This is a genomic window from Vibrio azureus, assembly GCF_002849855.1.
Lineage (GTDB): Bacteria > Pseudomonadota > Gammaproteobacteria > Enterobacterales > Vibrionaceae > Vibrio > Vibrio azureus.
Map to the genome: position 1 here is coordinate 1 of NZ_CP018618.1, position 25,567 is coordinate 25,567.

Here is a 25,567-nt window from a genome sequence, read left to right on the forward strand (position 1 = left end):
GCGAAGCTTTGACTGTGGTTCATCACTGAGCAAGGTGTTATGGCCAAGCTTCTCAAACCTTGCCACCTACACAAAATGATCCTAATATAACTGTACATGCATACAGTTATATTTAAAAATGATTACACTTAACACTTACGTACAGGCAGGGATCACCGGCTTTGAAAACCCCACTATTCGCTTTCGAAAAAAATCGCTAAACCTACAAACAATGTTTGTACATAGCCATTCATCTATGCGATTACTGGCTGCCGATAGTACTTACAAAAGGCTGGGGATCGCTAAAGGAGACTGGTTACTCATAGATAGTGTCTTTCAGCCTCTAAACAGCGATCTTGTTGTATTTGAGCAACACGGCGAAAACCATATCGCTCGTTGGAACGAGCTATGCCAACACATTGCTGCATCAGACAAAGAGTGGGATGACTTACATGTCATTGGCGTTATCACTCTCTCTATCCATCACTTCAGACAACCGCCGTTATTACCATGGCACCATGATTTAACCGAACTCGACCTACACCAACTTGTGATCACCCAAGAGCATTCCACCATCTTATGTCGTGCAGCTGGCCTCTCCATGCTGCCGTACATTTGGGACCAAGATATTCTAGTATTGGAGCGCCACCTAACCCCCGAGAATGAAGACGTTATCGTGCTTTCCTTAAACAACGATCTTGTCGTAAAACGCGTCAACCTGCACAACAGAACCCTGTATTCAGATAATCCCAGCTTCAAGCCATACCAAATGAACCCAGACGATTACACTCGCCTACACGGCGTTGTACGTTACAGCTTACGGCTACACCGCCCTATTTCCTTATGATCTGTTTGTGTGATGGCACACGTTTTTATGCAGAAGCATGCGTGACCTACAAGCCCGCCCTAAGAAACACCCCATTACTGGTCACAGCTGGCCAAGGGATCTCCATTGCAGCTAACCGCGCTTGCACTAACATCGGTATTGCAAAATTCACCCCAATTTGGGAAGAAATAGACCGCTTACGGATGCACAAAGGCATTGTGTATAAAGCCAACTTCAACACCTTTTCTCACCATTCAGATCGCTTTATGACAGCCCTTGAAAAGCGCATAGAAGGTGCTCGTTCCATGCGCTATAGCGTAGATGAAATGTTTTTTGATGTGAGCCACCTGCACCGCATTAACGTCGATCTTAATGAGTACGTACAAAACTTACGCAAAGCCATCTACAAAGAAACTGGCGTACCGACAGGAGCAGGTGTCGGTAAAACTCTGACCTTGGCCAAAGTCGCCTCGTGGGCGGCGAAGAACTGCCAACCTTACCAGGGACAATGTGTATTACTCAGTGAAAAAGAAACCGATATGGTTTTAAAGCAAATGCCCGTAGGTAAGCTTTGGAACATTGGAAGACAACTGAATAAACACCTGACACAAGAAGGCATTGTAACAGCCTACCAACTCAAACAGTGCAATATCAAAACCTATCAAAAACGTTATTCCATCAACGTAGCCAACGTCATATCAGAGCTCAATGGCATTACCTGTTTGGACTTTTCCGCTGAGCGAGAAAAGAAAAAACAGATATGGTCTACCGCTTCTTACCGTGATCGCTTACACCATCAAGACGACCTTTTTGCAGAGTTAGCCCACCACTGCGCTGAAGTAATGCGAAAAATACGAGACCAAAAAAGCGAGATGAAAACTCTATCCGTCTTTGTAAGTACCTCAAAATACGACCGTTGCCCACCGTTTTATCGTCGTGGTGAACTCGCCTTAGAGAACGGCCTAACCGATACCTGTTTTGCTCTGAAACAATTACGTGCCTTGTTCGAAGATTTGCTCCCCGATAACCTTGCCAAGCAACCGATATACAAAGTTGGTGTCGGTGCCCCTAGCCTTATTGATGCTGAAGTAAAACAGTTCGAGCTATTTAATCGATTTGATAACAAAGACACCTTGAACAGTACCCTAGATATACTGAACGATCGTTTCGGTAAAGGTGTGATCGGTTTTGCGAGCCAGCAACGCGGCTACCAAGAACGACAAGGTGAAATAGAAATGTTAGAGCTGGAGAACTACTACACCGACATTAAAGACATTGTGGTAGTGAACTGTGTTTAATTTTCCAATACACCAAGCACACTTTTACAAGGATAGTTGTAAAAATAGTAGATGTGACTGAGGTGCTTATCTGAGCACCTCTTTTCATGCGTAAATTCCAAAGATATTGAAGAGTTCATTGAGGAAGGCGGAACTCTACTGCATCCTCAGTTTCGACTCATCACGACGTAATCAAAAATCAAACTGGCCTTCATTCAGTATCCGTATCCCTTCAAACCCTTGAATCGACCACCGTCATGGTGTTTTTTAAGTTCACAAGGGAAACGAATTTATTGGGAAACACTTGTTACCCGTTTCCCAATGGGCTATAATTTATTCAGTTAAGTTTATTTGGAGTGTTCAACCATGGCGGAACAATCAGGCGTGACCTTTGATTTGGTATCAAAAGCTGCCACTGCAATGTTAAATCAAGGGACTAAACCATCGGTTCGCAATGTTATGCAAGTGACAGGTGGCAAGACTGAAACCGTCTCCAAGCTTTTACGCGACTTTAACGACAAGCGAAATGCTGAAGTGTTAAAGATGGCTGATGAGCTAGGTAGTAGTAAGATTGCTCAGTTATTAGCGGATGAAATGCAGAGCGTTGTCGAACGTAAAACTGCGACTCTTCAACAAATGCTCTCCGACCAAAAAGCTCAGTTAGATGAGGCTATAGAGCTATTGGAGGAAAAAGAAAAAGACTGCCTCCACCGTATTGAAATGGCTGAAGCTAAAGCAACCCAATTAATCAATGAAGCCAATGAAAAAGCAACCAAAGCCCTTGAACAAGTCGACAAGGCCGAGCAAAGGGCGACCGAAGCGATAGCCTTGAGCGAAGAAGCTAAGAAAGAAACTGAAAAGTCGATTTCTGATAATGAAAATAAATGTGAGCTTTTAGTCCTCAACGCAAAAAGTGAAGCACAAAGCCTGGTACAAGCGGCAAACCTACGAGCCGATAAAGCTGAGCAAGAATGCACAGGCTTACGAGAGCAAGTGAAGTTGCTCACTGTCGATCAAGCCAAAAGAGAGATTGAGCAAGCTCTCCATGAAAAGACACAACTCCAACACGATGAAGCACTGCATCTACTGGCTAATGAGCGTACAACTGTCGTTCAGTTACGAACTCAAGAAGAAAGCCGCAAAGCGGAAATTGAGCGTTTATCTGGAGAGTTGACAGACGCGAAATCTGACAGTAAACAATTAGCCGCGGCACAAGGTCAACTGGTTGAGCTGCAAAGACAAATATCTCAACTGCAAAGCGACTTGTCTCTATCCGAACGAGAGCGTGAATCTTTGTCTGTGGCTCTTAGAAGTAAATAAAACGGACCGGACTGTCTGTCAGATACTCTAACCATTACCGACATTAAAGACATTGTGGTAGTGAACTGTGTTTAATCTTCCAATACATTAAACACAGTTTTTGTCAGGATTTTTTTGTAAAATAGAAGATGCGACTGAGGTGTCTATCTGAGCGCCTCTTTATTGCGCTTATGAGAGAAGAATAAATCGTGGAGCGATTCATTAATACACCGCGTTCGGCTAACATATCACTGAGGTTTGCGTAGCTCATTGCGGTAGTGCCATACCACCGCACACACCATAAGATAAGTTCAAGGATGAAATGTCGCCATGTAAATTCAGACTTGGCCATAACGCATTGCTCAGTGGTCAATCATAGTTAAAGTCTTGCGGGCTGTGAGGTTTTTGCAACAAGCCCCAATGCATCGAGATCTAAAGGTAACTGACGGTATTCTGCCGCCAGTGATTCAAAACCAGTAATCCCTGCACTGGCAAAAACAAGAATGACTTTCTTAAACTAACATCAGTTATGCTCAATATTGTTAAGTTAACAAAAATAGAAAAATACTTTATTGTTCTTTTTATAAACCTATGATCTTACCTTTAATTTACTTTTGAAAACCTTTGATCACCTCTAAGATCTTATATATACCTATAAGGAGCGAAATAACCACGTAGGGCGCTGATTAATAAAGTTTTTCTTTTCTTATTGTGTATTTTTTTTGGTGTTTATGTATTTGATTTTGTGCGAAATGATCATTTTTTTGTGCTGAAGGATCATTTTTTTGTGATAGGTAGATTTAATTTTGTGATCTTTCGACTTTTTTTTGTGGCTACTTGAATTTATTTTTGTGGTAAATCACAGGATATCTACAGGTTTTGCACAGGTTTGTTTGTGTGGTCATGAGGTATAAGGTTCATTAAAAGCATACATACATCTGAACTCATAAATTTTTTTTGTGGTTTAGCACTTAAAATTTATGAACTTACGCTGGTTTTTGGATGGTTTGAACTTATTTTTGTGCTGGTTGTATTTATTTTTGTGGTGGTTGAACTTAGTTTTGTGATTTTTGTACTGAGTTTTGTGGTTTTTTACTTTTTTTTGTGGTGGGTTTATTCAGAGAGTTCATTTAAAACTTGAGGTTTAGGAAATCCCAATACAAATGGTATAATGAATTAAATGTTTTAAATCAACACCTTAAGATTTTACTTTCATGGGGATACATGCTCTTTGTGAAAATGCTACTAGTAAAAACTCATGACATGCCTCCCATTGTGAACTGAGTTTTGTGCTGGTTTTTACTTAGTCTTGTGCTAATATAAACTGAGTTTCGTGTCTATTGGACCGAGTGTTGTGGTGAAACAACAAATTTAAGTACACGTATGACGGAAAAGAATATAGAGCTGGTTACTGAAGACCACTTAGATTATCACTTTAAAACGCATGGGTTAATTTATGCGTCAACTAGCCTTACATGCCGAATGATGGACATGTTCGCACTGATGCTAACCCATATGAAAGAAAGTGATTGGAACAAGAATAACGATCAACATTTTGTTCCTGAATACAGATTCAACACGAGTCAGTTAACTCAATGGTTTGATATTGATGTTAAGTACCTGGCTACAACCCTGAAGAAACCCGCTAAGTCTCTTGGTGAGAAACAAATAGGGATCGAAGATGACAAGGGGTCGTTCGCGTACTATCCGCTTTTAGCTAAAGTCACTTATGCTGATGGAACGCTTACAATTAAACCTAACGGCGAACTTAGAGAGCTATACATCATCAACTCTCACAAAAATGGTCACGCCAAAATTGATAACAATATATTTAAGAAGCTTACAAATCCCAACACTAAAAGAGTTTTTGAGTTTTTGTGCCGTTACCGTTCCAATCAGACTGAAATGTATTTCATTTCGGTGGATAAGCTTCAGGTACTATTTGGTGTTAAAACCGACAAAGGCAAAGTACTCAAGAAAACATACATTAGGCATAGTGCCTTTATTAGTCGGATTATTGCCCCTGCACTTGCTGATATTGCTACGAATCCAATCGCTAAAGATAAGTTAGAAATCATCACTAAGGACGGACTACAAGGGTATGAGGTTGAGCCAAGCAGCGATGGCGGTTGTAAAATTCGATTTTTGGTCAAGTGGAAGAACCAACTTAGCCTTAAGGAAGCTGAAGCTTGTTACAGCAAAATATCTTCTTTGATGCAACAGAAGCAAGACATTGAATCTGAAGGTGGTGATGTTCTACCAACACTGCGTGAGATTCATAGTTTGTTTTTACGACTTGGCAATGAAGGACATGCTGAAGTTCTGGAAGATGAAATAAATAAACTTGTTGAGAGCAATAGGATTCCAGATGAACCGAATGAAGAAGAACTGAAGCTGGCTGAAAAACGCCGTGAGGTAGACAACATGTTTGAACAAATGTTCTTAAAGAAATAACTTAGCCAAACCAAGCAAGGCTCCCCTATCTACCTTGCTTGGTTGATAAACTTTTCATAGTCACTATGTTGGCTGAAGATATGTATGCTTTCACCGGTCTTTACCATCCTTTCGTACTTGCCCAAGCTGAGGGTTTTATAGCCGTACCGACTTGATACACGGAATCTTATTGCTCCTTCGCTAAGCATTCTTAGTGCTTTCTCTGTCTTCTTTCTAAGTTTTTCGGGTGCGTTTTTAGGATAGATAATATTCATGCTGGTCAAATCCTCTCTTTAATTTTATAACCTTATAGTTTCAAAGTATCACCCTATTAGCTCTTTCCTAAATTAATATTTAATAAGAAAATAACTTATTAGTTGCTTATATATTTTTACCCTCCATTGAAGTTTACGTTCGCCTGTGCTGATAACATTTAATAAGAAAACAACTTATTAAATGTGATTTTTGATTTCACCAAAAATGAACCAAAAAATTAAAAATGAACTTGTTATTGGTTCAATTAGCATGTAGTCTATTTTTAACTCAAAGGACATACTCAACAGGATCAATAACGCATGAACTTCAAAGAAAAAGCTACCGACCTGGGAACCAGAATGTTTCATGAAAACGTATCGCTTAAAGAAGAACTGTTAGAACAGTCAGCGATTCGTTTTAAAGATGACCTTTTGGAAAATGGTGTAACTCGCCTAGTTCATAACCATGCTGTTAACAAAACTACTCTAGGTGTCGATATTCTTGGTTTATCGAAAAACACGTATAACAAGCGAATCGCACAGTTGATTGAAGAAGGTGTTATTGATGAACCCTACTTCTACAATAGAAGCCACATGTTTACACTAGAACAAGTGCATGCCGTAATGAACCACTTTGGCTTTGAAAAGTTCTCTGATAATCATGATTCAACAGTTGTGTTAGTCAGCAACTACAAAGGTGGTACGGGTAAAACCACGACGAACACATCACTTGCTGTTAAGACGGCGCTAGACCTTAATCTGAATGCTCGTGTTCTTATTATTGACCTCGACCCTCAAGGCAGTGCGCGAGGTATTATTAACGTAGAGGATGAGAGTGAAGAAGTTTTCATCACACTATCTGACTTGCTTCGCTCACTATTTAAAGAGTTTGATTCTCAAGAGTTTGTAAATGAAGCAACTGAGTTTCAAGAAGCAGGACATAGTTTTGAGGATGTGGTTCTAGCGGCTCCATTCTCGACACATTTACCAAACCTCGATGTCATGACTGCTTTCCCAACGGATGAGCAGTTTACAAAGCTTTACTGGTCACTGGACAAAGAAAAGCGTGTTGAGTTACTGACAGCGTTTGCTAACAAAGTTGTGCCAATTCTGAAATCACAATACGACATCATTTATTTAGACCTGCCACCTCAGAACAGTCCTATTACTTGGTCAGCTATTGAAGCTGCCGACATGATCCTTTCTCCTGTAACACCAAGAACTTACGACTACGTTAGTACAATGTCTTACCTTCTAACTATGTCTGAGCAGTTAGAGGATTTACCATCTCAAGGTGACAACGTGAAGTGGTTCAAAATCTTGCCAGTAAACTACAACGAGGCTAATAAGCAAGAGCGCAAGACTTATGATCGACTTCTAAGAACGGTGGGGAGCGATATGATCACTAAGGCTATTAAGCATAGCCCGTTCTTCCATGAAGCTGCCGACAAGAATCGTACTATCTATGACATCATTCGTTCTGAAAGTACATGTACTGATATTCAATACTATGATGCAATCAATTCTGTGAACGAGGTATACAATACGTTTATCTCTGATTTGAAAGCGTTAACAAGTAAGAACAATAAGTAGGTGAATCTATGATGAAAAAAGGCAAGAGCTTGTTGACTGGCAGCGCCAAGTCACGCACTAGTAGCCTAACCAGCTCTCAGACTCGAACATATTTAAAAGGGACAGTAACGGCGAAACGTGTTGTCATCCCTGCATCTGAAGTAGAGTCCAAAACAGATATTCACCCTCTCAACCCACGTAACCAAGAAGCACTTACGTTAGACGCTGTCAGAGACATTTTCCCGTCTATCTGTGAGAACGGCGTTAACCAGGAGGGCGTTGCTATTAGATGCCCTACTACTGGCAAGCTATTGCTTTTAGATGCAAGTCGTCGTCGTTTTTCGTGTATCAATGGTGGTGTTGATTTACCACTGTGGGAGTTACAGGAAGGTGTTAGGGATGATCAAATGCTTGGTATCATCAACGATAGCCAAGAGGTTAAGCGTTGGTCATACCCTGAACATGCAAGGTATCTTTTGACCATAGCGGAACGTCAAGGTATTGATGTTGAAAATACTAAGGTTGAAGACTTAGCAGCAGCTCTTTCAATCGGTAGGGAGTCATTACGTAAGCGACTCGAAGCGAATAATGTTGAGCTTTCAATGCGCAAAGTATTTGTGGATTTTGAGGGTATACCAAATAGCTTCTACAGCAAGCTTGCCAAACACCAAAGAGCACTAATTAAAGCGGGTAAAGAAATTGACAAATCAATGGCAGAGTTCAAAAAGAACCTGACTGGTTTGACCAAGGACGTTTCTGAAAGCCAAAGAGAAACCTTAGATTTACTGGAATCGTTCGTCGTAGAGAATACTACCGGTAAGCCTAAAAAAGCCACATGGAAAACACATAAGCTGGCTGAGTTTGATGACAAAAACGCTTATGCCAAGGTAAGTCGCAGTGCTGATAGAAACATGGTGAAATTCGAGTTCTCTCGCATTGGCTCTGAAAAGATGAACAAGATTGATGCATACATCAAACGTGTTTTATCTGGTGATGAGTAAAAACAACCTTTCATCACAGTGACGGTTTAGACCTTATATAACAAGGGGTTAGGCGATTATTTTAAGTAAAACAATGGGGGTTGTCACAGCAAAACAATGGGGGTTGTCACAGCAGTAGCGTTGACGGATAGGTGATTAGCTTAGAGCAAGTGAAAGACCCAATCCCGTAACAATAAACGCGACAATAATCCCTACCTCCAACATTATACTATTGATAATCGCTGACCAAGTAATCGCTTGTTTAAATATTCTGTTCAGCATCAGTTTATAAAGGAATAGGTAGAGCCAAGCTAATAGCAGGTATATTGAGAGTGAAAGTGTAACCCAATGAATTCCATTCGTAATAACACCCACTCTGAACATTTCTATGAGTAGTATGGCAAGGAAGCCAAAGATTAAGCCAAATGGAATTTTCAATAATCCCCGACTCGCAACTACTTTGATTCGGGTTGTCCATGAAGCTTTAGGTAGCAAGTAGCAAACGGATACGAAAGCTGGTATCGCTCCGAAAAAAATAAAGTAGAAAAGCCACTCCATCCTATGCCTTTTTCTTTGGAACTAAAACGTTAATGATAGTCTGGATATAGTTAGCAACCAGAACAATTTACAGATGAGTGTGACCTTGAGCTTGCACTTGAAAATGTTATGGGGCGATTTCCAAAAGCAAAACTGATTGTTGATGGGAATCATTTTAAATGGGTTCAGGTGGGAGTTAACCGTATTTTGCTCAGTCGGTAACAATTGAAATGAAAAGGCTCTTGAAGTTCGCACCTTCAAGAGCCGGATGGTTAAAAACCACCTGCCAGAACTATTAATGGGATTAGTAATAATGGCTGAGAAAATCATAACAGCTTTTCAAACCGGAAAGCCAGTGAAAATTGAAAGCATGAGTTGGTCTGACTTTCTATCTATGCTTGAACAATTAGGAAGTTCACATCAAACAACACTACGGGAGCAATAAGATTATGAAAGAAAGAATCACTAAGTTTCTAAATGTCTATGCGATGACTGGTTTGATTGGGGTTGTCTTCTTTGAACCGACACTCAAACACTATGCATCAATGATACTTAACATTACTGGCTAGATGTACTGGTAAAAACAATAAGGGCAAGCCCATAGCTTGCCCTTTCTCTATCTTAACTTTGTTAAGGTGACTTCCCTACTCCACCTCTCCGATAATCTCTGACATTGCATCATGAGGAATAATGTCAACTTCTTCATAGTGAACTTGATTTCCACAGCATGAGCGAACAAACGCAGCAGGAGCCATTCTGTATCCCAATCGGGACAGAATGAAAGAATAAAAGCTTAACTGCAATTGATCTGAAAATGTTGGGGATGCATGGGATTTGGTATCTACGAGAAAGAACGTTCCATCGTACTGATACATTTGGTCTATCCGTCCATATAGATTTAAGTCTCTGAACAAAAATGCAATGTTTTCTTCAGACTTTGCCAAGGTAGCCAAGCGTACAACGGAGGGCATGTTTTCATTGTTTAGCCAAGAATATACGTTTTGTGGCTGTGGGACTGACTGAAGTTGATATCTGCTTACGGCAATGTGGTGAGCGTGATGCTCAATAATGCCCTTAATTCGTTGTGAGATTGAACGGTGCGTACCCCAAGTTACGAATTGACTAGCGGAAAATGGATAAGTCTTTGTTGCTGTACGCATATCACTCTCTTGGATTTAGGAAACTTATACCGCCAATGTAACATTTAGAGGTGATTTCCAAAGTTTAGAGGTCTATGAAAATATGGTTTTTCTGGGAAATATAGGTGGTCTCTCGCCTTGCTTTTGGAGTGTATGAAAAATGCTTAAACGTTGGTTCAAGAAGTTAGTTTGGCAAGCTGATAAGCAAGCATTGGTAGGCTCAAAGCGCGAGATGTATGGTTTAAATAACCTCGATGACGATGCTATTGGATACCCTCCAAATCCAATAGGTATTCCTGTGGTTCAGCCTCATGTGTTGCTTGAGCGTATGCAGGGGCAAATTAATGCTATTAGAAATGAAATTGGCGTTAGCAAAGAAGTCTTTAACGAATACATATATCCGGTGTTTGAAAGTTTCATTCGATATGCAGACTTACTTCCCGCCTCGGAGTACAAACATCACGCCACTGGCGGTGGTTTAGTCTCGCACTCACTAGATGTTGCGCATCGTTCTATGAGAGCTGCGCAGATGACACATTTTCCAGTTACCGTTGGTAGTTTGACCGAAACACAGCAAAGCAATATTCAATGGCGCACCGGAACAATACTTGCGGGGCTTTTGCATGATGCCGGTAAGATACTAGCAGATGTACAAGTCCACAATGGTAATGCGAAAACATCTGAACGAGTTGTTTGGGATGCTCAAAGCGGTACGACGATCCATGATTGGGCGGCTGAACACCAGATAGAACGTTACTTCATTACATGGAACCGCGATAGGCATATGAAGCATCAAAATGCTTCACTGGTTATGATGGAGCGTTTGATTCCTGCCAAAACTTGGTCGTGGTTGGAGAAGTGCTATGACGGTAAGCACATTCACTCAATGATGTTGGCAAGTGTCGGCAAGACAAAAATGTCTCATCCGATGCCGCAAATTATTGCCGAAGCGGATAGCGCGTCCACGAAAGCTGATATGTTCTCTCGTAACTCTCACATTACAAAAGAGATCAAGCGAGTCCCGCTTTCAGAATTACTTTGCGACCTGATTCGTCATTACATCCTAATTGGAAAATGGAAGGTAAATGAGAAGTCTGCGTACCTGTGGTTTGTTGAAGAACAACTGTATGTAGTTTGGAATAACGCTGTACCTGAATTGATCGAAGAAATGGTAAATGCAGGGTACAACATTCCATCTGTCCCTGAAGTTCTTGCCCGAATCATGGTTGAAGAAGGGCAAGTTACGAGTAATGGTGATGAACTGTATTTTGACATATACCCTGAAATACTCGGTGATGCCAAGAAACCAGTGAAAGTTAAGGTTCTGAAGTTTCGTAATATCCAACGTTTAGTCCTAGAGCCAGAAAAGCTCTATTCACTCAAGGAGCACTCAAAGCGTCCGAAAGTAGTGAAGCCGGTACAAGAACAGGCTGATACACCAAAATTAAAAGAGCAAGTTGTACCGGATAACGAAATTATTGAAGAAATATTTGTTGAGCCAAGTGATTACACAGTCAGTGGCAACATGCATAAGCAAAAGACACATGAAACCAGTAAGGAAACGATGGGGCGTGTGCTCAAGAATATTGGTGTGCTCAAGAATATTGGCAAGTCTATCTCCTTAAAAGCTGCTGAAAAGAAAAAGGCAGTTCAGGTGTCGCAACAGAAAATAGATTCCCCAAAAGATATTGAAGTAAAACCTGATACTAGACTGAACGAAACTGAGCTTGTAGATACAAAGAGTTCAGGTAATACAATAGTTGAAGTGACTGATAGTGTTTCATCTAGACATTCAGAATTGAATGAGAAATCTGAGCCACATACTACTGAGCATCTATCTATCGTTAGCTTTACCACTCCAATAGCTCAATTCATTGCCAAACACTACGACTATGAAGTTCAAGAACAGCGTATTCAAGTTCCAAATGACGCAGTGATGGATATTGTCATGAAAGCAGAGTTAGAGCTTAAAAATGTGTCGATGCTTGATCTGTTTGATTCACCGGAGATTGTAATCAATGACTGATAGTACGAACCCGACCAAATACAACTTTCCCTACAGAACGAATTACGAAGCGTACTTGATCGCTACGTGGCTGATTGCCGCAGTGATTCTATTTTGTCTGCCTTATTTTTTTGAAGTACCCAAGCAAACGTATTGGTATGCGGCACTTGCTTGTATTGTCATTGGTATTGTCACCGGTCATAAAGCTTTCGAAATTCATATTAGAAAGAAAAGACTAAAAGGCTATCCATTGGAGTTTATAGATCCAAGTAGCACTAAAACACTGAAGATGTTTGGTATAGATGGAGAGGTGATAGAGCGTGTCCAACGAAACAGTAAAAAATAGCTTATTCCTGGGGTGGGGAGCTTCTGTAGGTTACAACGAGGCTCAATTAATCTACGACATTACCAAACGTGAAATGGATGACATCATTGGTAAGCAAAATGTCACTGAAGGTAGTGGATATATACATGGCATCTTGGACAAAGAAGAAGATATCCGATTTATGTTCAAGTGGGCTGATTTACACACTCTTATCACTGGTGCTTCTGGCTCTGGTAAAACTCGCTTTTTCGATCTTGTGCTTACTCAGCTTATCTTGAGGAAAGAATGCTGTATTTTTCTAGACCCGAAAGGCGATAAGGACATTAGAGCTATTGCTGAACGAACATGTGCAGCGATGGGAGAGCCTGATCGATATCTCATGTGGCATCCTGCCTATCCAAGAGACACAATTAGGCTTAACCCTCTAAAAAACTTTTCACGCTCTTCTGAGTTGGCAGCAAGGGTCACTGCACTTATACCGGAAGATGGAGACTCATTTTATCGAGATATTGCCAACACCGTATTGCAGTATTTGATCGACGCTATGCACCTAATTAACGAACAAGTTACGCTCACGGCAATTCGTTACTACTATGAACACTTTGGCTTACTTATTGAAAAGGCGGTAATTGCGTGGTGCGAAGTTAATCGAGTCGATTGGAAAGATAAGCTCTACTCGAAGCTAGAATCGTCAACGAACGAAGAAGTGAGAGCGTTACTTTGTGTTGATTACTACCGAAACAGAGTTGCTTCCAAGTTCACAAATGCAACGATTGAATCAATGGCTATTATGTACATTGATAAGCGAAGAACGTTGGAGCAATCAACGGGCAACCTATTGGCTAACCTTTCTAAAGTGACTAATGGTGAGCTGGCAGAAATGTTATCGCCAACCAACCTAGATGATTCTCGCGGTGTATTCGACATGAAAAATATCATCGCTGACAACAAGGTGTTGATCATTGGTACGGATTCACTTTCGGATAGATTGGTTTCGAGCGCAATAGGAAAAATGATTCTTGCTGATGCTGCTGCTGTAGCTTCGGATCGCTACAACTACGGTGAAGAAGATGACAAAGTCATTAATCTATTTGTTGATGAAGCGAGTGAAATGCTGTGTGAGCCGTTAATACAAATGGTCAACAAAGCGCGTGGAGCAAGGTTCCGTTTGTGGATAGCGACACAGACGGTCTCTGATTTTGAAGCTGAATTGGGTAGTAAGGCAAAGGCTGACCAAATAATTGCATCAACGAACAATTTCATAAGTTTTCGATGTGCTGACGTTCCTACTCAAGAGCGAGTCTTGGCACAGGTTCCGAAAACAAGAGTTAGATATGTGATGCGAACACAGGGCTTTAATGCGTCCAACGATGAGTTGGATGGGTTAGGAGCGAACATAGGTGAGCGTTTAATGGAAGAAGAAGCAGACATGTTTCCAATGCAACTAATGGGACAGCTCCCCAACTTGGAGTATGTTGCCTCGTTTGTCGGGGGGAACATCAAAAAAGGTCGGGTACCGATTCTAGCGAAACCAAGGAAATAATATGGCAAAGGACAAGAAAGATATAGGGCTTATTATTAAGCTAATTTTTACTCTGGTAATGCCGATATTGTTAATAGCGACACTCTTTTTACCTTCTATTGTTGAGTCCAGTATGCAGCAAGAGTTGGAAAATATAGCTCTTTTTGTCGGTAGTGATGAATCAATCGAAATTTATGAATCTGTGTCATATCTGTCGGACTCACTACTAGTGCATTCGGGCTTTATACAGTGGTGCCGAGAAGTGTTGCTGCCAGTCGAGTATTTGAAAGGACAAGATATCAATGACAGGCTGTTCTTCAATACTGGATTTTGGAAAAGTGTAGATCAGGCTATTTGGGGCTTGGCGCTCAATTTGGATTTCGTTCTACTCAGACTGTGGGGATTGAAAATCTGGATCGCGGCATTGAGTGTCTTTACTGTGGCATCAATGATGAGTGGATATTGGATACGAGAAATTAAGAAGCATGGCTTTGAATACTCATCACCTATGAGGCATGGCATTAGTAGGCGAGTTCTGTACTCATTACCACTGGTTGCTCTGTTCTATATTACTGTTCCCCTGGCACTTCCAGTTTATTTTGTACCGATAGCTTGCGCTGTCTACTCAATGTCTGTCATGACAATTGTTGCGAACACAATCAAGCGAGTGTAGCAGTAGCTAATTAAGGGGGCGGAGAATGTAAATTAGATTAGAGCGATAGCTTAACTTTGTTAAGTTGTCGCTTTTTTTTTCACCGAAGATAATTGCGCCCACTGTGAAGTCTTTCTTTCTCCGTCGATTTTGGAAATTAAAAAGCATCATTAACATATGAGAAAGGCAATAAATACGAGGCGTTTAAATGTCGGATGAAAAACCTATCTCAATGCCCGATCTAGCTGATGAACCCGTCCATCTTCTGATCTGGCAGTACGATGAAATTGCAACGGTAGCCATTGGGCTAGTCGTGGGCATCATTATTAACTCTCCCATGCTTGGACTGCTGGCAGGTTATTTCGCCAAGGTCGCTTATATCAGGATTCGAGATGGTAAGCCGAGGGGCTACTTCATTCATCGTTTCCGTGAAATGGGATTTGCCTTTGAGAAGATAGAACATCGAAGTTCTATGCAGCCTCCGTTAGTAGATGAATGGCATTCGTAGCAAAGGACTAAGGGATTAATCATGAATTTCCAAAAATTGAAAAAGAGCTTTTCTGAAATGAAAGGCCAAAGTGCGGCAATGAGCTACGCCAATGTGGGGTTGGTTGTCATGCTAGGCGTGTCACTTTGGGGGAACTTCCAGAAAGATATTGTTGTTATAAACAACTTAAATGAGTCGTGCCAGCAGTCCGAGATTTCGTCTAGTTCAATGAACGAAGCAAATCATCGACGTTTGGGTTTCTACTTGGCAGGAATGTTAGGAAACATTACACCGGCTTCAGCTTCATATGTAGAGTCTGCCGTTGCACCTTTTGCATCACCTGAAATCTATCACAAGGTTAATGACCTTATCGCGTACCAAATAGCTAGTTTAGTTGAAGAAGAAGTGACCATGAAATTTTCAGCGGAACGTGCGTTTGTTGAAAATGGCAAAACGTTTGTTACCGGTAAAGGTTCATTGCAGGGGATGACAGGAAAGGCGAGTAGGTATGTTCGTACCTATGAGTTCATTTTCGATGTCCAGAATTACACCCCTACTTTTGATTACATAAATGTGTATGACGACGTTCCACATGACGGTGAATGGAAGCAAAAAAACCGTAAGAAGTTGGAGGCAGATAAATGATAACCTCGATTAAAAAAGTGTCATTACTTTTGGCAGTTTGTAGTGTCTCATCTCTGGCAAGTGCAACGGATATGGCTAAGTTCAAATCGAACACTACAGCGGCGCAGCAAGCTTCAAGCTCAGAAAATAAAAAGCAAGGGTTGTATGTTATTTCGAATCGTCATCCTAACCGTATAGTCACACCATTTAAGAGCCCTTCGCTTAAGATTGATAAAAGTGAAGGGATAACGCATGACGTCCGAGGCAATGTCGTGTACTTGGCAACGAATCTCAACACCAATATCGGGGGGTTTATAACTGAATTGGGCGATGAGTCAGCAGCGATTGATATTGTTTTTAAGCCAATGCCTGTTCCACCACAAGAAGTTGTGTTGAAAGGTGGAATCAAAGGGGGATCTGAGATTGCTCGAAGGTATGAACGTTCGTCGCCTCGCACTGAATCCATTGTGTCGATCATGTCTGGTATTGCTACCGGAAACCTACCTGCCGGTTATCAAGTTGAAAATGTAAATGCTAACTATCTGCCAAAGTGTCAGCAGTTAGAGTTGAGCTTTGATTTTTATAATGGTCAGTTTGTCTCTGGTGGTGATTATGTTGTGTCGATTGGTACAGTCGTAAATAAGTCGGCGCGTCCCGTAAAGTTCAAAGAAAACCTCTGTTATGAGGAAGGTGTCATAGCAGTAGTTGCTTATCCAACGTATCAGCTAATGCCAAAACAAAAGTCTGAAGTTGTGGTTATGTATCATCGAGTGAAAGTTCCAGCTAAGGACGAGCGAAAACGCCAGTCTCTATTGGGAGGTTCACAATGAAGCTCAAGTTCATGAACAAATACTTCTCTCCATCACAGCAAGGGCGTGTCTACGTTGCCCTAGCTGTAGTAGGTGTCTTTGTTGCAGCGGTAGCGATCATGATCATCCTTGAACCTGAGAGGTCTAAACCGAGAACTAAACCAGAAGTAGAGAACGTCATCACTGATCGCAATTCCAGAGAGTTCGGTATCGAAGCCATCAACGATAAGTTGGTGCAGCAGAAACGAAAAATGGATGACTATGAAAAGGAAGTTGAAGTTCTCAACAAGAGAAATGAAGCCTTAGAAAACAAGGTTCAAAATACTAACAAGTTGAACAATGATGTTCGCAACGCACAGCGAACAATAGCTCAGCTAAATGATCAACTCGAAAAACTGCGCCAAGAACAAGCTGCTTTTAAAGATAACCAATTAACTTATTCCAAAAAACTTGATTTAGTAAGAGAACAGGGAAGTGGTGAGATTAAGCATCCAGATTTAAAAGTGAACCCTGAAAGGCGAAAGGTATCGAGTACTTCATTCTCATATAGTGGTAGATCGGAACCGAGTTTAGGGGAGTCATCAAGTTACCAAGGAGATCGCAATGTGGTGGTTTCACCTAGACATGCAGATGAGACAGACACTAGATCAAAAGGGCTATTTACGATTGTCGAGGACACTACCCCTAAGAAAGAGGACTCCGAGCTTGAAATGTATTTGCCGAAAGGTTCTATCCTCACTGGCGTTTTGATTACAGGTCTTGATGCTCCTACTACTGCTAAAGCTGCCGATGAGCCTATTCCTGTTTTGGTTCGCATAAAGAAGGAAGCCATCCTACCTAACTTTGCTGTGCTTGATGAGGTAAACGAATGCTTTGCGCTAATGGCTGGTTATGGTGACTTGGGTTCAGAACGTGCCATGTTGCGAGGGGAGTCGATTACTTGTGTGAGGGTTAATGGAGAAGTTATCGAGGCTGACTTCAGGAGCTTTGCTGTTGGCGAAGATGGCAAAAATGGACTGAAAGGGACGTTAGTTACTCGTAATTCAAAGGTTCTTGCCAACTCGATGATGGCAGGTTTTGCTGCCGGTTTATCCAGCATGTTTGATGTGAACCCTGTCCCTGTTTTGTCCACAACGTCGAATGGGCAAACACAGTATCAAGACGTTTTTAGTACTGATGCATTACAAGGTGGTGCGGCAAAAGGTGCGTCAGACGCAATGAATAGACTCGCTGACTACTACATGAAACTAGCCGATGCGATGCATCCGGTTATTGAAGTCGGTGCAGGTCGAGTAGTGGACATGATTGTGACAAATGGGACTGGGATATGAATTTAGTTAAAGCTATTGGTGTGCTGCTATCTGCGGCGTTATTGGGTGGCTGTGCAGTTGGTCAGAGCGAATTTAATTGTTCTTCTGGCGATGAAAACGCTCTTTGTGGTTCGTCTAGAACTATTTATAAGGCTACTGATGGCACGTTAGTAACGAATGACACTCTGACTTATATCGAAGATGGTGAACCAAGACAAATTACGCTTGATGAGCTTAAAGATATTGAAAATAAAGAAAATAAAAAAGTTGCTTCAAGGATTTCGGAAATTTCCACCTATGGGGCAAAATTTAATTACGTACCTCAATCATTCAGTTTCGATGGGGATGTACTGCGAAAAGATGTGAAAGTCTTACGTGTTTGGGTTGCTCCTTTTGTCGATACAAATGATGACCTTCATTTGTCTTCGATGGTGTACACCGATATCGAACAACGTAGTTGGGAGCTTGGCACTGTCAATCCCAATTTAAAAACGAGAATTGTTCCACCGGTGACAAAGTCCTTGATAAACCCTTCCAAATCAGAACAGCGAAGTGTGAAGGAATATCGAGTACCAAAAGCCGAGAAAGCAAAACTACAAACAATTTTTGATAACAACTAATCATTAAAACCAAACGGAGAAAAATGATGGCAACTAACAACAACGTAAGTTTTACGGCTACAGAAAATAACTTGATGAGGATGAAGTTCGCTTTGTCACTAGTTGTTCTGGCAGTGGTATTCAGTGCGTTCGCATTTGCGGGGGGGGATAAAACATTTGATACATGGGTGACTCAAATGACTGCTTGGCTCACAGGTTCTCTAGGTAAAGGTGTGTCTATCGCATTCGTTACTGTCGGCATCATCATTGGTGTTATGCGTCAAAGCCTAATGGCATTTGCTGTTGGTGTAGGTGCTGCTCTAGGTTTGAACTACACACCAAGCATCATTACCGGCATGTTCTCAGCAGTACTTTAATATTTAGGGGGATGTAATGAAATTCACTAAACTAATTCCTGCAACTCTTTGTTTAACTTTGATTGCGTCCCCTGCTTTAGCTACCAACGGTGCTCAAGAACAGTTAAAAGCATCCTTAACTCAGGCGAGTAAAGCCGAAAAACTACCTAATGCAAACTCTGTTGTTGTCTTTGGTGGCAGTGAGTCCGTAGTACTAACCGATAACCCGCGATGGGTTATAAAAGGGCAGCTATATGACATGTGGCAAAACACTGAGATTAACAGCAAATTACAGCTACATGACGCAGCAAAGAAGATCCCAATTCAAACCATTAATGTAAACACAACCGATGTTGTAGACATAAGAGTGAATCCAGAAAAATCAGAGGTTCTGACGGTTTTTCTTGATCCATTTTTGGAGCATTCAGCCAACGAAATGTACTTGTTAAACAAGTATGCGGCTGACTACCAGATTCGTTACATATTTACCGCGATGTCCCAATCGAACATTAAGCCATTCTTCTCTTTTGCATGTGAGACACAAACCCTTTCAACAGACCAAGTAACAGAAAAGGTTGTTAATAAGCAGTTTGCTTATGGCAAACGCAAATGCAGGGAAGTACAAGTAATGAATAGTTTTGGCTTAACACAGTTTCTGCATATCAAAGAGTCACCAACGCTTATTGCCCCAAATGACGTTTTCCATGTGGGAATGCCTACCGAGTTATTGGGCTGGTTACGAAAGAATACTAAATAGGGAGATAAACGATGTTTGATTATAAGTTTAATGAAAATGAAGCAAGTCGTTTATTTCGACCGCTAGCGTTTGATGCTGATACAGACCTGTTTTTGTGCGATGACAACATGTTGGCGTTCAGCTTCGTTTGTCAGCCAACTAGTGGTTGGGACACACAAATGCTATCAACAATCGAATTGCTATTATCTCAAGATCCGTACCCTACTAAATCTTTGCTTAGCTTTTCTTTGTGGGCTAGCCCTGATGTTAGGGAGTTCCTGAAAGGTTCTGACTATCTGAGAAGATCTTGCCGAGAGGCTTTGCATCGAGAGGTTCATGACAATGCGTTAGGCTATCTATGGTCAGCTACACGCGATTCGGCCGAGGTTGTTCAGAATACGAAAGTACGCAACTTCCAACTTCTTGTGACATTCAAACTGCCTGTAGAGTCATTAGATGTTAATCCTGAAGATATTCAGACTATTCAATCCATTCAGAGAACGATGGAGCAGCGTTTGATTAAAGCACAGCTTGCACCACGGCGAATGAACAGCGTAATGCTGGTCAATATTATGAATACGGTCATGAATTGGCAAGAAAACGCTGAGTGGCGAACTACGCAACAACTACCTGTTGATGAGTTTAGTACGCTTAATGAACAGTTTGTTCAATATAATACTGGTGTGTTCAAAACACAGGATGGGGTTGTACTTGGTAGTAAAAAGAACCCTACATTTGTGAAAATGCTCACGGTTCGTCGTTTTCCCCGTAAAGCTTTTACCGGTCAAGCATTTAAGTGGTTTGGTGATCCATTCGATGGACAAGGCTGTGTAAACCAGAATTTCATGATCACCGTGAACATTCATTACGCTGATCATGCAAAAGAGAAAGGTCAAATAGAGACTAAGAAAAGTCATTACATCAAACAATCTTTCAGTTCACTGACTAACTTTGCCCCAAAAATCAGGGATATGAAAGCTGACTTGGAAGAACTTTCATTATCTTTACAAGACAAGGGGAAAGCGATAAAAGTCACGCTTTCGGCTGCTGTCTTTGGTCGAACTGAAGAAGATGCTGAAGCGGGTATCACTGGCTTACAGTCTTACATGAAACAATCAGGGGTAACGATGGTGTCAGAGGATTCATTCTCTGTACCGTCATTCATCCAATTGATGCCGTTTGGGGCTTGCAACCATGCTGTAGCGCAGTCTCGTCGCTACTTCACGATGGCTTCTAACCATGCGCTACCAATACTTCCTCTCTTTGCTGAGTGGAAAGGTACTGGAACCCCAATGTTACAGTTTGTGAGTCGAACAGGGCAGTTGATGAATATTGACCTTTATGATTCAAAAACTAACTTTAACTGTGTGATTTTTGCAGAGTCGGGAGCTGGTAAGTCATTTCTAACTAACGAAATTATTCGCTCATACCTCAACACAGGTAATAAGGTTTGGACGATTGATGCAGGTGAATCCTACAAGAAACTTTCAAGCAGTCTCAGAGGTAGCTTTACTGCATTTGGCTCAGGTGCAGACCTAAGCCTTAACCCTTTCACAATGATTGATGACTCCGATCCAGAAGCATTTCTTGATTCTTTGGAAATGTTGTCTGGTTGTTTGATTGCTATGGCATTCACGAAAGAGTCTCCGACCGATCTACAGTCTTCAGAAATGGAGCGAATCTTAACTCAGGTTTGGAATGAGAAACGTCAGTCGGCCAAGATTGACGATATTCGCGCTAAATGCTTAGAAGACGAGGATATTCGCGTTCGTGACATGGGCAAACAGCTAAGTGCGTTTTGTTCTGATGGGCAATTTGGTAAGTATTTCGATAAACCACACAACGTAGAGTTCAATGGGAACTTCAACGTGCTCGAATTGGATGGTTTGAGTGAGCGTCCTCGCCTTCAAGCGGTAGTTCTTTTCCTATTGATGGTTCAAATCTCGCACTCGATGTACCACGAGTTCAAAGAAAACCGTGACGTAAAACGTTTGGTGATCATTGACGAAGCTTGGGACTTGCTTGGTAACTCAAAAGCTGTTGAAGCATTTGTTGAAAAAGGTTTCCGACGCTTCCGTAAGTATGGCGGGTGCGGCATTGTCGTTACACAGTCAATTATGGACTTGCAAAAATCGTCATCAGGTAAAGCGATTGCAGAGAACGCAGCAAACACCTTTATTCTGAAGCAAAAAGATTCAACCATTGCTAATGCTAAAAAGGACGATTTGATGGCATTGCCACCGGCTGGTTATCAGTTGTTGAAGAAGGTAACTACTGAAATTGGGCATTACTCTGAGATTTTCTTCAATACCAATGCGGGCATGGGTATCGGAAGGCTTATTGTAGATCCGGTTCGTATCATGATGTACTCAACACGAGCGCAAGATAACCATGCGATTGAATCGTACACCCAAAATAACATTCCACTATCACAAGCCATGAAGCAGGTCGCACAGGATCGGCAGATGATCCGCTTTCCTGTAGAACGCCCTGAATTTCTAGATGAGCCTGTGACTCAAACTATTTCTATGATGGATGCACAAGTCCTTGAGATGCCGAGTAAGAGTAAGCCAACGCTTCACTTGGTAGGAGATGATGGGGTGGTCAATGAGTAGTGAGGGTGTGATGACAGGAACAGACATTAAACGTGCTCATCCATTGAGTTTCCCGATAAAAATGGTTTGGGTTGCAATTGCTATGATTTTTACGTTCCACCTAGCAGTTACAACACTAACTAAGCACTATTTATTGGTGATTGATGGCATGGACGCTAGTGAGAGATGTATCCCTGAGTTTTCCGTGTATTTACTAAAGAGAAAGTACGGTCAAATTGAGCATGGAAAAATCTATACGTTTAAAGCAAAGGGTATGACACCGTTCTATCAGGACAACATGCTTATAACGAAATATGCAGTAGGGTTGCCAGGTGATGAGGTCATTCAGAATGCGAAAGGAGTTTTCATTAATAATGAGCGCATTACTGATGGCTACCCATTGATAGATAAGCTTGGTGTGGAGCAGGCAGATTTGTATAAGAGCTACCGCCTAAAAGATAACGAAGTGTTTTTCATTGCACCGGCTGAGCGTAGTTTTGATTCACGTTATTGGGGAACGGCAGATATCAATGAAATCGTGGGTGAGGCGATTCCGTTATGGTAGCTGCTAAACGAACACTATTGAGCCTTATTTTATTGTCCGGTACTGCATTAACTGGGAACAGCACCGAATATTCCAGCATGCCTAAAAGCATTGTTCAGTCCAAACAAGCTTCATTAACCCAAGGACAGAAAGTTTTGGGTGATGAGTACATGAACGAATTGCTGCGTAAAAATGAATCAATACACTCGGTAACCTTTGCAACTGAAGTGGCAACCGAACAGCAAGAAAGTATTGAGCCAAAAGCCGATATCCACTATGTGATTTTAGTTAGTGACGCTATGGGACAACGCGAGCTTAAACACCTATTCAAATCGTTGTCTCACCGCAACGATGTGTCTTTTGTTGTAAGAGGTATCTTGCCAACAGAAAAGACAATTACCGATGTTGGTAAGCGAATTATTGGACTTATTAAAGACCTTCCTGAAGTTCCGAACGTGAATCTAGATCCGCGACCATTCCAAAACATTAACGCTGAATATGCGCCTCAAATCCTAATGTACAAAGGGGACTCGGTTGTTCTCTTTGCTGCTGGATTAGCTAACCCTAACTACCTAAAAACTGAGTTTGAAAAGGGAAAACGAGGTGACTTAGGAAATTTTGGGAGCATGGTTAAGATATCAGAAAGAGATTTAACTGAGGTTCTAAAAGAACGTGCAGCGTTGCTCGATAAGGAAGCGTTGATTGCTGATGCAAAGGATAAGTTTTGGGATAACGTAGCGTTTACTGCTTTACCGAACGCTACTGAAACACTAGTACGCAGCTTTGTGCCTGAAGTGGTTGTCCGTGAAGATATCGTCACTCCGAATGGTAGTGTTATTGCGTTCGCAGGAGAGAGAATCAACCGCCTGAATACCGTCCCATTTACCCAACGACTAGTCGTATTCGATCCGACTGACCGTAAGCAAATGGAATTTGTTCAGTCATTGCCGGAATCACCGCTACGAACCAAATTTATCGCTACACGTTTCGATAGAAGCCTCAAATGGGATGCTGTTAAGTCGGTAGAAAGGCAACTCAATACATCTGTGTATCAGCTAAAACCAGAGCTAGTCACAGCGTTTGATTTGCAAGTCGTACCAAGCATCGTAACTGCTGATCATCAAAGAAAAGTCTTTGTGATCAGCGAAACCAAAATGGAAGACTGAGACTTTTTATATGCTCAAGAAAGTAGCGTTAGCTGTTGCTCTAGGAGCAATTACGTTCAGTGAAATGACATTAGCAGACGACATAGCACAACTCGGTGAATGTCGTGATGGTGGGGTATTAGATGGCTCTATGTTTACTGACGTTCCGTGGAATGCCATGTATCCAATCCGATTATCAGGAGTCAACCTCAGCCCAAGTGGGAATGGTGCGCCTAGTGACGCTACAAAAAAAGCATTTTGCGCATGTGAAGACGATTTGGGAATAGCAGTACCAGGATTTACACAATCAATGTATGAACCGGCTAGGCTGATTGAGTTGGTACGTGAACCCGACTGCATGATGTCACTAGGTGGTGCAGAAATGGGTATGACTAATGGTCGCATGATGGGGTCTACTGGACAGAATGAGCAAGAGGGTGGTCAAGGTGCTCAGAACGCTTTTTGGCACTATCACTACTTTGCTTATCCCTTGCTATTAATGCTTGAAATGGTTGTCGCTAATCGTTGTGGTGATGGATTTATGTCTATGGATTTACTTTATGTTAGCGAACTCGATCCAACATGGAATGATGCTGAATTGGCGGCATTTGCTAACCCTGAAGCGGCGCTGTTTGGTAATCCTATTGCGTTAGCGTCATGTCTTGCTGATGGGGCTGCTGCGGCTATTGGTAAGTCAATGGATGAGCTGTTTTGGTGCGCAGGGGCATGGGGTGGTATCTATCCCCTTTCTGGATTTATATCGACTAAGAGTTCTATAGCAACAAAAACAAGCTTGTTGGCAACGCGCTCAGTTGCAGCTCTACACCGAAGACTACTAGCGAGAAAAACCACTGGTGATGATGCTCTGTGTGATGCTCCGATTTTCCCAACTATTCCAAAATCACAATACAAAATGAACATGATGTATCCCGTAGCGGAAAGAAAGGAAGCACATGAGATAGGTGAACCATCTCTACAGTGGGGAGAATGGCGAAATATACCATCACAAGAAGACGCGATTTATATGTTGTGGCGATACAACGATTGCTGCACCACCTACTACTAATGTGAGGTGCGAACAATGTTACTTAGAAGGGCTTTGGTTGCTTGTTACGCGATTTCTTTTTCAGCGTGGTCTTTCTGCTTCGATGAAGCGGGTAGACGCTTTGATGTAAGCGTTCCTTTGCTAAAAGCGGTGTGCTTTACAGAATCAAGCATGAGAGCAAATGCCATCAATGGCGGTAACAGCGATGGGACTACTGACTACGGTTTATGTCAAATCAACTCGTGGTGGTTTCCGAAACTGAAAAAGTACGGGATCACTAAAGAGAGTTTGCTTAATGATCCATGCCAAAACACATTGGTGTCTGCGTGGATATTGGCCGGTAACTTTGAAATTACATCGGACGGATGGAAAGCGGTGGGGGCTTACAACGCAGGTTGGAAGAACACACCGGAAAAAGAAGCTGCAAGGCAACATTACATAGCCTTGGTCAAACAGAACTTAGAGAACATGACACATGAGTAAAGTGTGGCTTTTAAACGTAATGATTTTGGTCAGCT

At 41.7% G+C, this 25,567-nt stretch carries 25 protein-coding genes and 2 pseudogenes; 23 read left to right on the plus strand and 4 right to left on the minus strand.

Going from position 1 to position 25,567, the window contains the following annotated elements; translation table 11 throughout:
* Window positions 1–118 precede the first annotated feature (118 nt).
* The 3 genes from BS333_RS20830 to BS333_RS20840 all read left to right on the plus strand — a co-directional run bounded on the left by BS333_RS20830 (window position 119) and on the right by BS333_RS20840 (window position 3,402).
* Window positions 119–826: a S24 family peptidase gene (locus BS333_RS20830; protein ID WP_101903986.1), complete on the plus strand. Its 708-nt coding sequence runs from the start codon at window positions 119–121 to the stop codon at window positions 824–826.
* Window positions 823–2,103, plus strand: a complete 1,281-nt coding sequence (locus BS333_RS20835) for a Y-family DNA polymerase (RefSeq protein WP_021709076.1) — start codon at window positions 823–825, stop codon at window positions 2,101–2,103. The genes BS333_RS20830 and BS333_RS20835 overlap by 4 nt, the downstream gene beginning before the upstream one ends.
* Window positions 2,104–2,448: 345 nt before the next feature.
* Complete coding sequence (locus BS333_RS20840; RefSeq protein ID WP_021709075.1) at window positions 2,449–3,402, plus strand: DNA-binding protein; 954 nt, start codon at window positions 2,449–2,451, stop codon at window positions 3,400–3,402.
* A 139-nt stretch (window positions 3,403–3,541) separates the two neighbouring features.
* Here the strand turns inward: BS333_RS20840 and BS333_RS20845 are convergent.
* Window positions 3,542–3,733, minus strand: a pseudogene (locus BS333_RS20845) (IS6 family transposase); the annotation flags it as partial.
* 66 nt (window positions 3,734–3,799) lie between these two features.
* Window positions 3,800–3,886: pseudogene (locus tag BS333_RS22410) on the minus strand (S24 family peptidase); the annotation flags it as partial.
* A gap of 878 nt (window positions 3,887–4,764) precedes the next feature.
* Here BS333_RS22410 and BS333_RS20855 point away from each other — a divergent pair.
* Entirely contained in the window at window positions 4,765–5,835 is a 1,071-nt protein-coding gene (locus BS333_RS20855; protein WP_021709073.1) for a replication initiation protein, read from the plus strand.
* 29 nt (window positions 5,836–5,864) lie between these two features.
* Here BS333_RS20855 and BS333_RS22705 read toward each other — a convergent pair whose 3' ends face one another.
* Window positions 5,865–6,089, minus strand: a complete 225-nt coding sequence (locus BS333_RS22705) for a ParE family toxin-like protein (protein WP_033003515.1) — start codon at window positions 6,087–6,089, stop codon at window positions 5,865–5,867.
* A gap of 339 nt (window positions 6,090–6,428) precedes the next feature.
* Between BS333_RS22705 and BS333_RS20865 the strand changes: the two genes are divergently transcribed.
* The 3 genes from BS333_RS20865 (at window position 6,429) to BS333_RS22530 (ending at window position 9,602) form a co-directional block, all read left to right on the plus strand.
* Window positions 6,429–7,661: a ParA family protein gene (locus BS333_RS20865; RefSeq protein WP_158297105.1), complete on the plus strand. Its 1,233-nt coding sequence runs from the start codon at window positions 6,429–6,431 to the stop codon at window positions 7,659–7,661.
* Between the two features lie 8 nt (window positions 7,662–7,669).
* A complete protein-coding gene (locus BS333_RS20870; RefSeq protein ID WP_021709070.1) occupies window positions 7,670–8,641 on the plus strand; it encodes a ParB family protein in 972 nt (323 codons plus the stop codon).
* Window positions 8,642–9,470: 829 nt separating this feature from the next.
* Window positions 9,471–9,602 carry a hypothetical protein gene (locus BS333_RS22530; protein ID WP_255209433.1) on the plus strand — a complete coding sequence of 44 codons (132 nt, stop codon included), beginning with the start codon at window positions 9,471–9,473 and terminating at the stop codon, window positions 9,600–9,602.
* A gap of 199 nt (window positions 9,603–9,801) precedes the next feature.
* Here the strand turns inward: BS333_RS22530 and BS333_RS20880 are convergent, their stop codons facing one another.
* Window positions 9,802–10,317 (minus strand): hypothetical protein, encoded by a 516-nt coding sequence (locus BS333_RS20880; protein WP_021709069.1) that lies wholly within the window; start codon window positions 10,315–10,317, stop codon window positions 9,802–9,804.
* A gap of 139 nt (window positions 10,318–10,456) precedes the next feature.
* Between BS333_RS20880 and mobH the strand changes: the two genes are divergently transcribed.
* From mobH to BS333_RS20960, 16 genes are all read left to right on the plus strand, one after another.
* Complete coding sequence (gene mobH / locus BS333_RS20885; RefSeq protein WP_021709068.1) at window positions 10,457–12,322, plus strand: MobH family relaxase; 1,866 nt, start codon at window positions 10,457–10,459, stop codon at window positions 12,320–12,322.
* Window positions 12,315–12,647: a conjugal transfer protein TraD gene (locus BS333_RS20890; RefSeq protein ID WP_021709067.1), complete on the plus strand. Its 333-nt coding sequence runs from the start codon at window positions 12,315–12,317 to the stop codon at window positions 12,645–12,647. Before mobH ends, BS333_RS20890 begins: the two co-directional genes overlap by 8 nt.
* On the plus strand, window positions 12,622–14,169 hold the full coding sequence (gene traD / locus BS333_RS20895) for a conjugative transfer system coupling protein TraD (protein WP_021709066.1): 1,548 nt from the start codon (window positions 12,622–12,624) through the stop codon (window positions 14,167–14,169). The genes BS333_RS20890 and traD overlap by 26 nt, the downstream gene beginning before the upstream one ends.
* A gap of 1 nt (window position 14,170) precedes the next feature.
* Entirely contained in the window at window positions 14,171–14,821 is a 651-nt protein-coding gene (locus tag BS333_RS20900; protein ID WP_033003513.1) for an IncC plasmid conjugative DNA transfer DtrJ family protein, read from the plus strand.
* Between the two features lie 187 nt (window positions 14,822–15,008).
* A complete protein-coding gene (locus tag BS333_RS20905) occupies window positions 15,009–15,308 on the plus strand; it encodes a type IV conjugative transfer system protein TraL (RefSeq protein WP_021709065.1) in 300 nt (99 codons plus the stop codon).
* 21 nt (window positions 15,309–15,329) lie between these two features.
* Complete coding sequence (locus tag BS333_RS20910; RefSeq protein WP_021709064.1) at window positions 15,330–15,932, plus strand: TraE/TraK family type IV conjugative transfer system protein; 603 nt, start codon at window positions 15,330–15,332, stop codon at window positions 15,930–15,932.
* A complete protein-coding gene (locus BS333_RS20915) occupies window positions 15,929–16,741 on the plus strand; it encodes a TraK domain-containing protein (protein WP_021709063.1) in 813 nt (270 codons plus the stop codon). Before BS333_RS20910 ends, BS333_RS20915 begins: the two co-directional genes overlap by 4 nt.
* A complete protein-coding gene (locus BS333_RS20920; RefSeq protein ID WP_021709062.1) occupies window positions 16,738–18,051 on the plus strand; it encodes a TrbI/VirB10 family protein in 1,314 nt (437 codons plus the stop codon). The genes BS333_RS20915 and BS333_RS20920 overlap by 4 nt, the downstream gene beginning before the upstream one ends.
* Window positions 18,048–18,650, plus strand: coding sequence for a type IV conjugative transfer system lipoprotein TraV (gene traV / locus BS333_RS20925; protein ID WP_021709061.1), 603 nt, complete (start codon window positions 18,048–18,050; stop codon window positions 18,648–18,650). The genes BS333_RS20920 and traV overlap by 4 nt, the downstream gene beginning before the upstream one ends.
* Before the next feature lie 26 nt (window positions 18,651–18,676).
* Complete coding sequence (traA, locus tag BS333_RS20930) at window positions 18,677–19,006, plus strand: TraA family conjugative transfer protein (RefSeq protein WP_021709060.1); 330 nt, start codon at window positions 18,677–18,679, stop codon at window positions 19,004–19,006.
* 16 nt (window positions 19,007–19,022) lie between these two features.
* Window positions 19,023–19,742: a thioredoxin domain-containing protein gene (locus BS333_RS20935; RefSeq protein ID WP_021709059.1), complete on the plus strand. Its 720-nt coding sequence runs from the start codon at window positions 19,023–19,025 to the stop codon at window positions 19,740–19,742.
* An 11-nt stretch (window positions 19,743–19,753) separates the two neighbouring features.
* The gene (traC, locus tag BS333_RS20940; RefSeq protein ID WP_021709058.1) at window positions 19,754–22,336 is read left to right on the plus strand and encodes a type IV secretion system protein TraC; all 2,583 of its coding nucleotides are present in this window, start codon (window positions 19,754–19,756) and stop codon (window positions 22,334–22,336) included.
* Complete coding sequence (locus BS333_RS20945; RefSeq protein WP_033003512.1) at window positions 22,329–22,880, plus strand: S26 family signal peptidase; 552 nt, start codon at window positions 22,329–22,331, stop codon at window positions 22,878–22,880. The genes traC and BS333_RS20945 overlap by 8 nt, the downstream gene beginning before the upstream one ends.
* Window positions 22,874–24,025 carry a TrbC family F-type conjugative pilus assembly protein gene (locus BS333_RS20950; protein WP_021709056.1) on the plus strand — a complete coding sequence of 384 codons (1,152 nt, stop codon included), beginning with the start codon at window positions 22,874–22,876 and terminating at the stop codon, window positions 24,023–24,025. Before BS333_RS20945 ends, BS333_RS20950 begins: the two co-directional genes overlap by 7 nt.
* Before the next feature lie 10 nt (window positions 24,026–24,035).
* Window positions 24,036–25,070 carry a TraU family protein gene (locus tag BS333_RS20955; protein WP_021709055.1) on the plus strand — a complete coding sequence of 345 codons (1,035 nt, stop codon included), beginning with the start codon at window positions 24,036–24,038 and terminating at the stop codon, window positions 25,068–25,070.
* A gap of 15 nt (window positions 25,071–25,085) precedes the next feature.
* Window positions 25,086–25,532 (plus strand): lytic transglycosylase domain-containing protein, encoded by a 447-nt coding sequence (locus BS333_RS20960; protein ID WP_021709054.1) that lies wholly within the window; start codon window positions 25,086–25,088, stop codon window positions 25,530–25,532.
* Window positions 25,533–25,567: the final 35 nt, after the last annotated feature.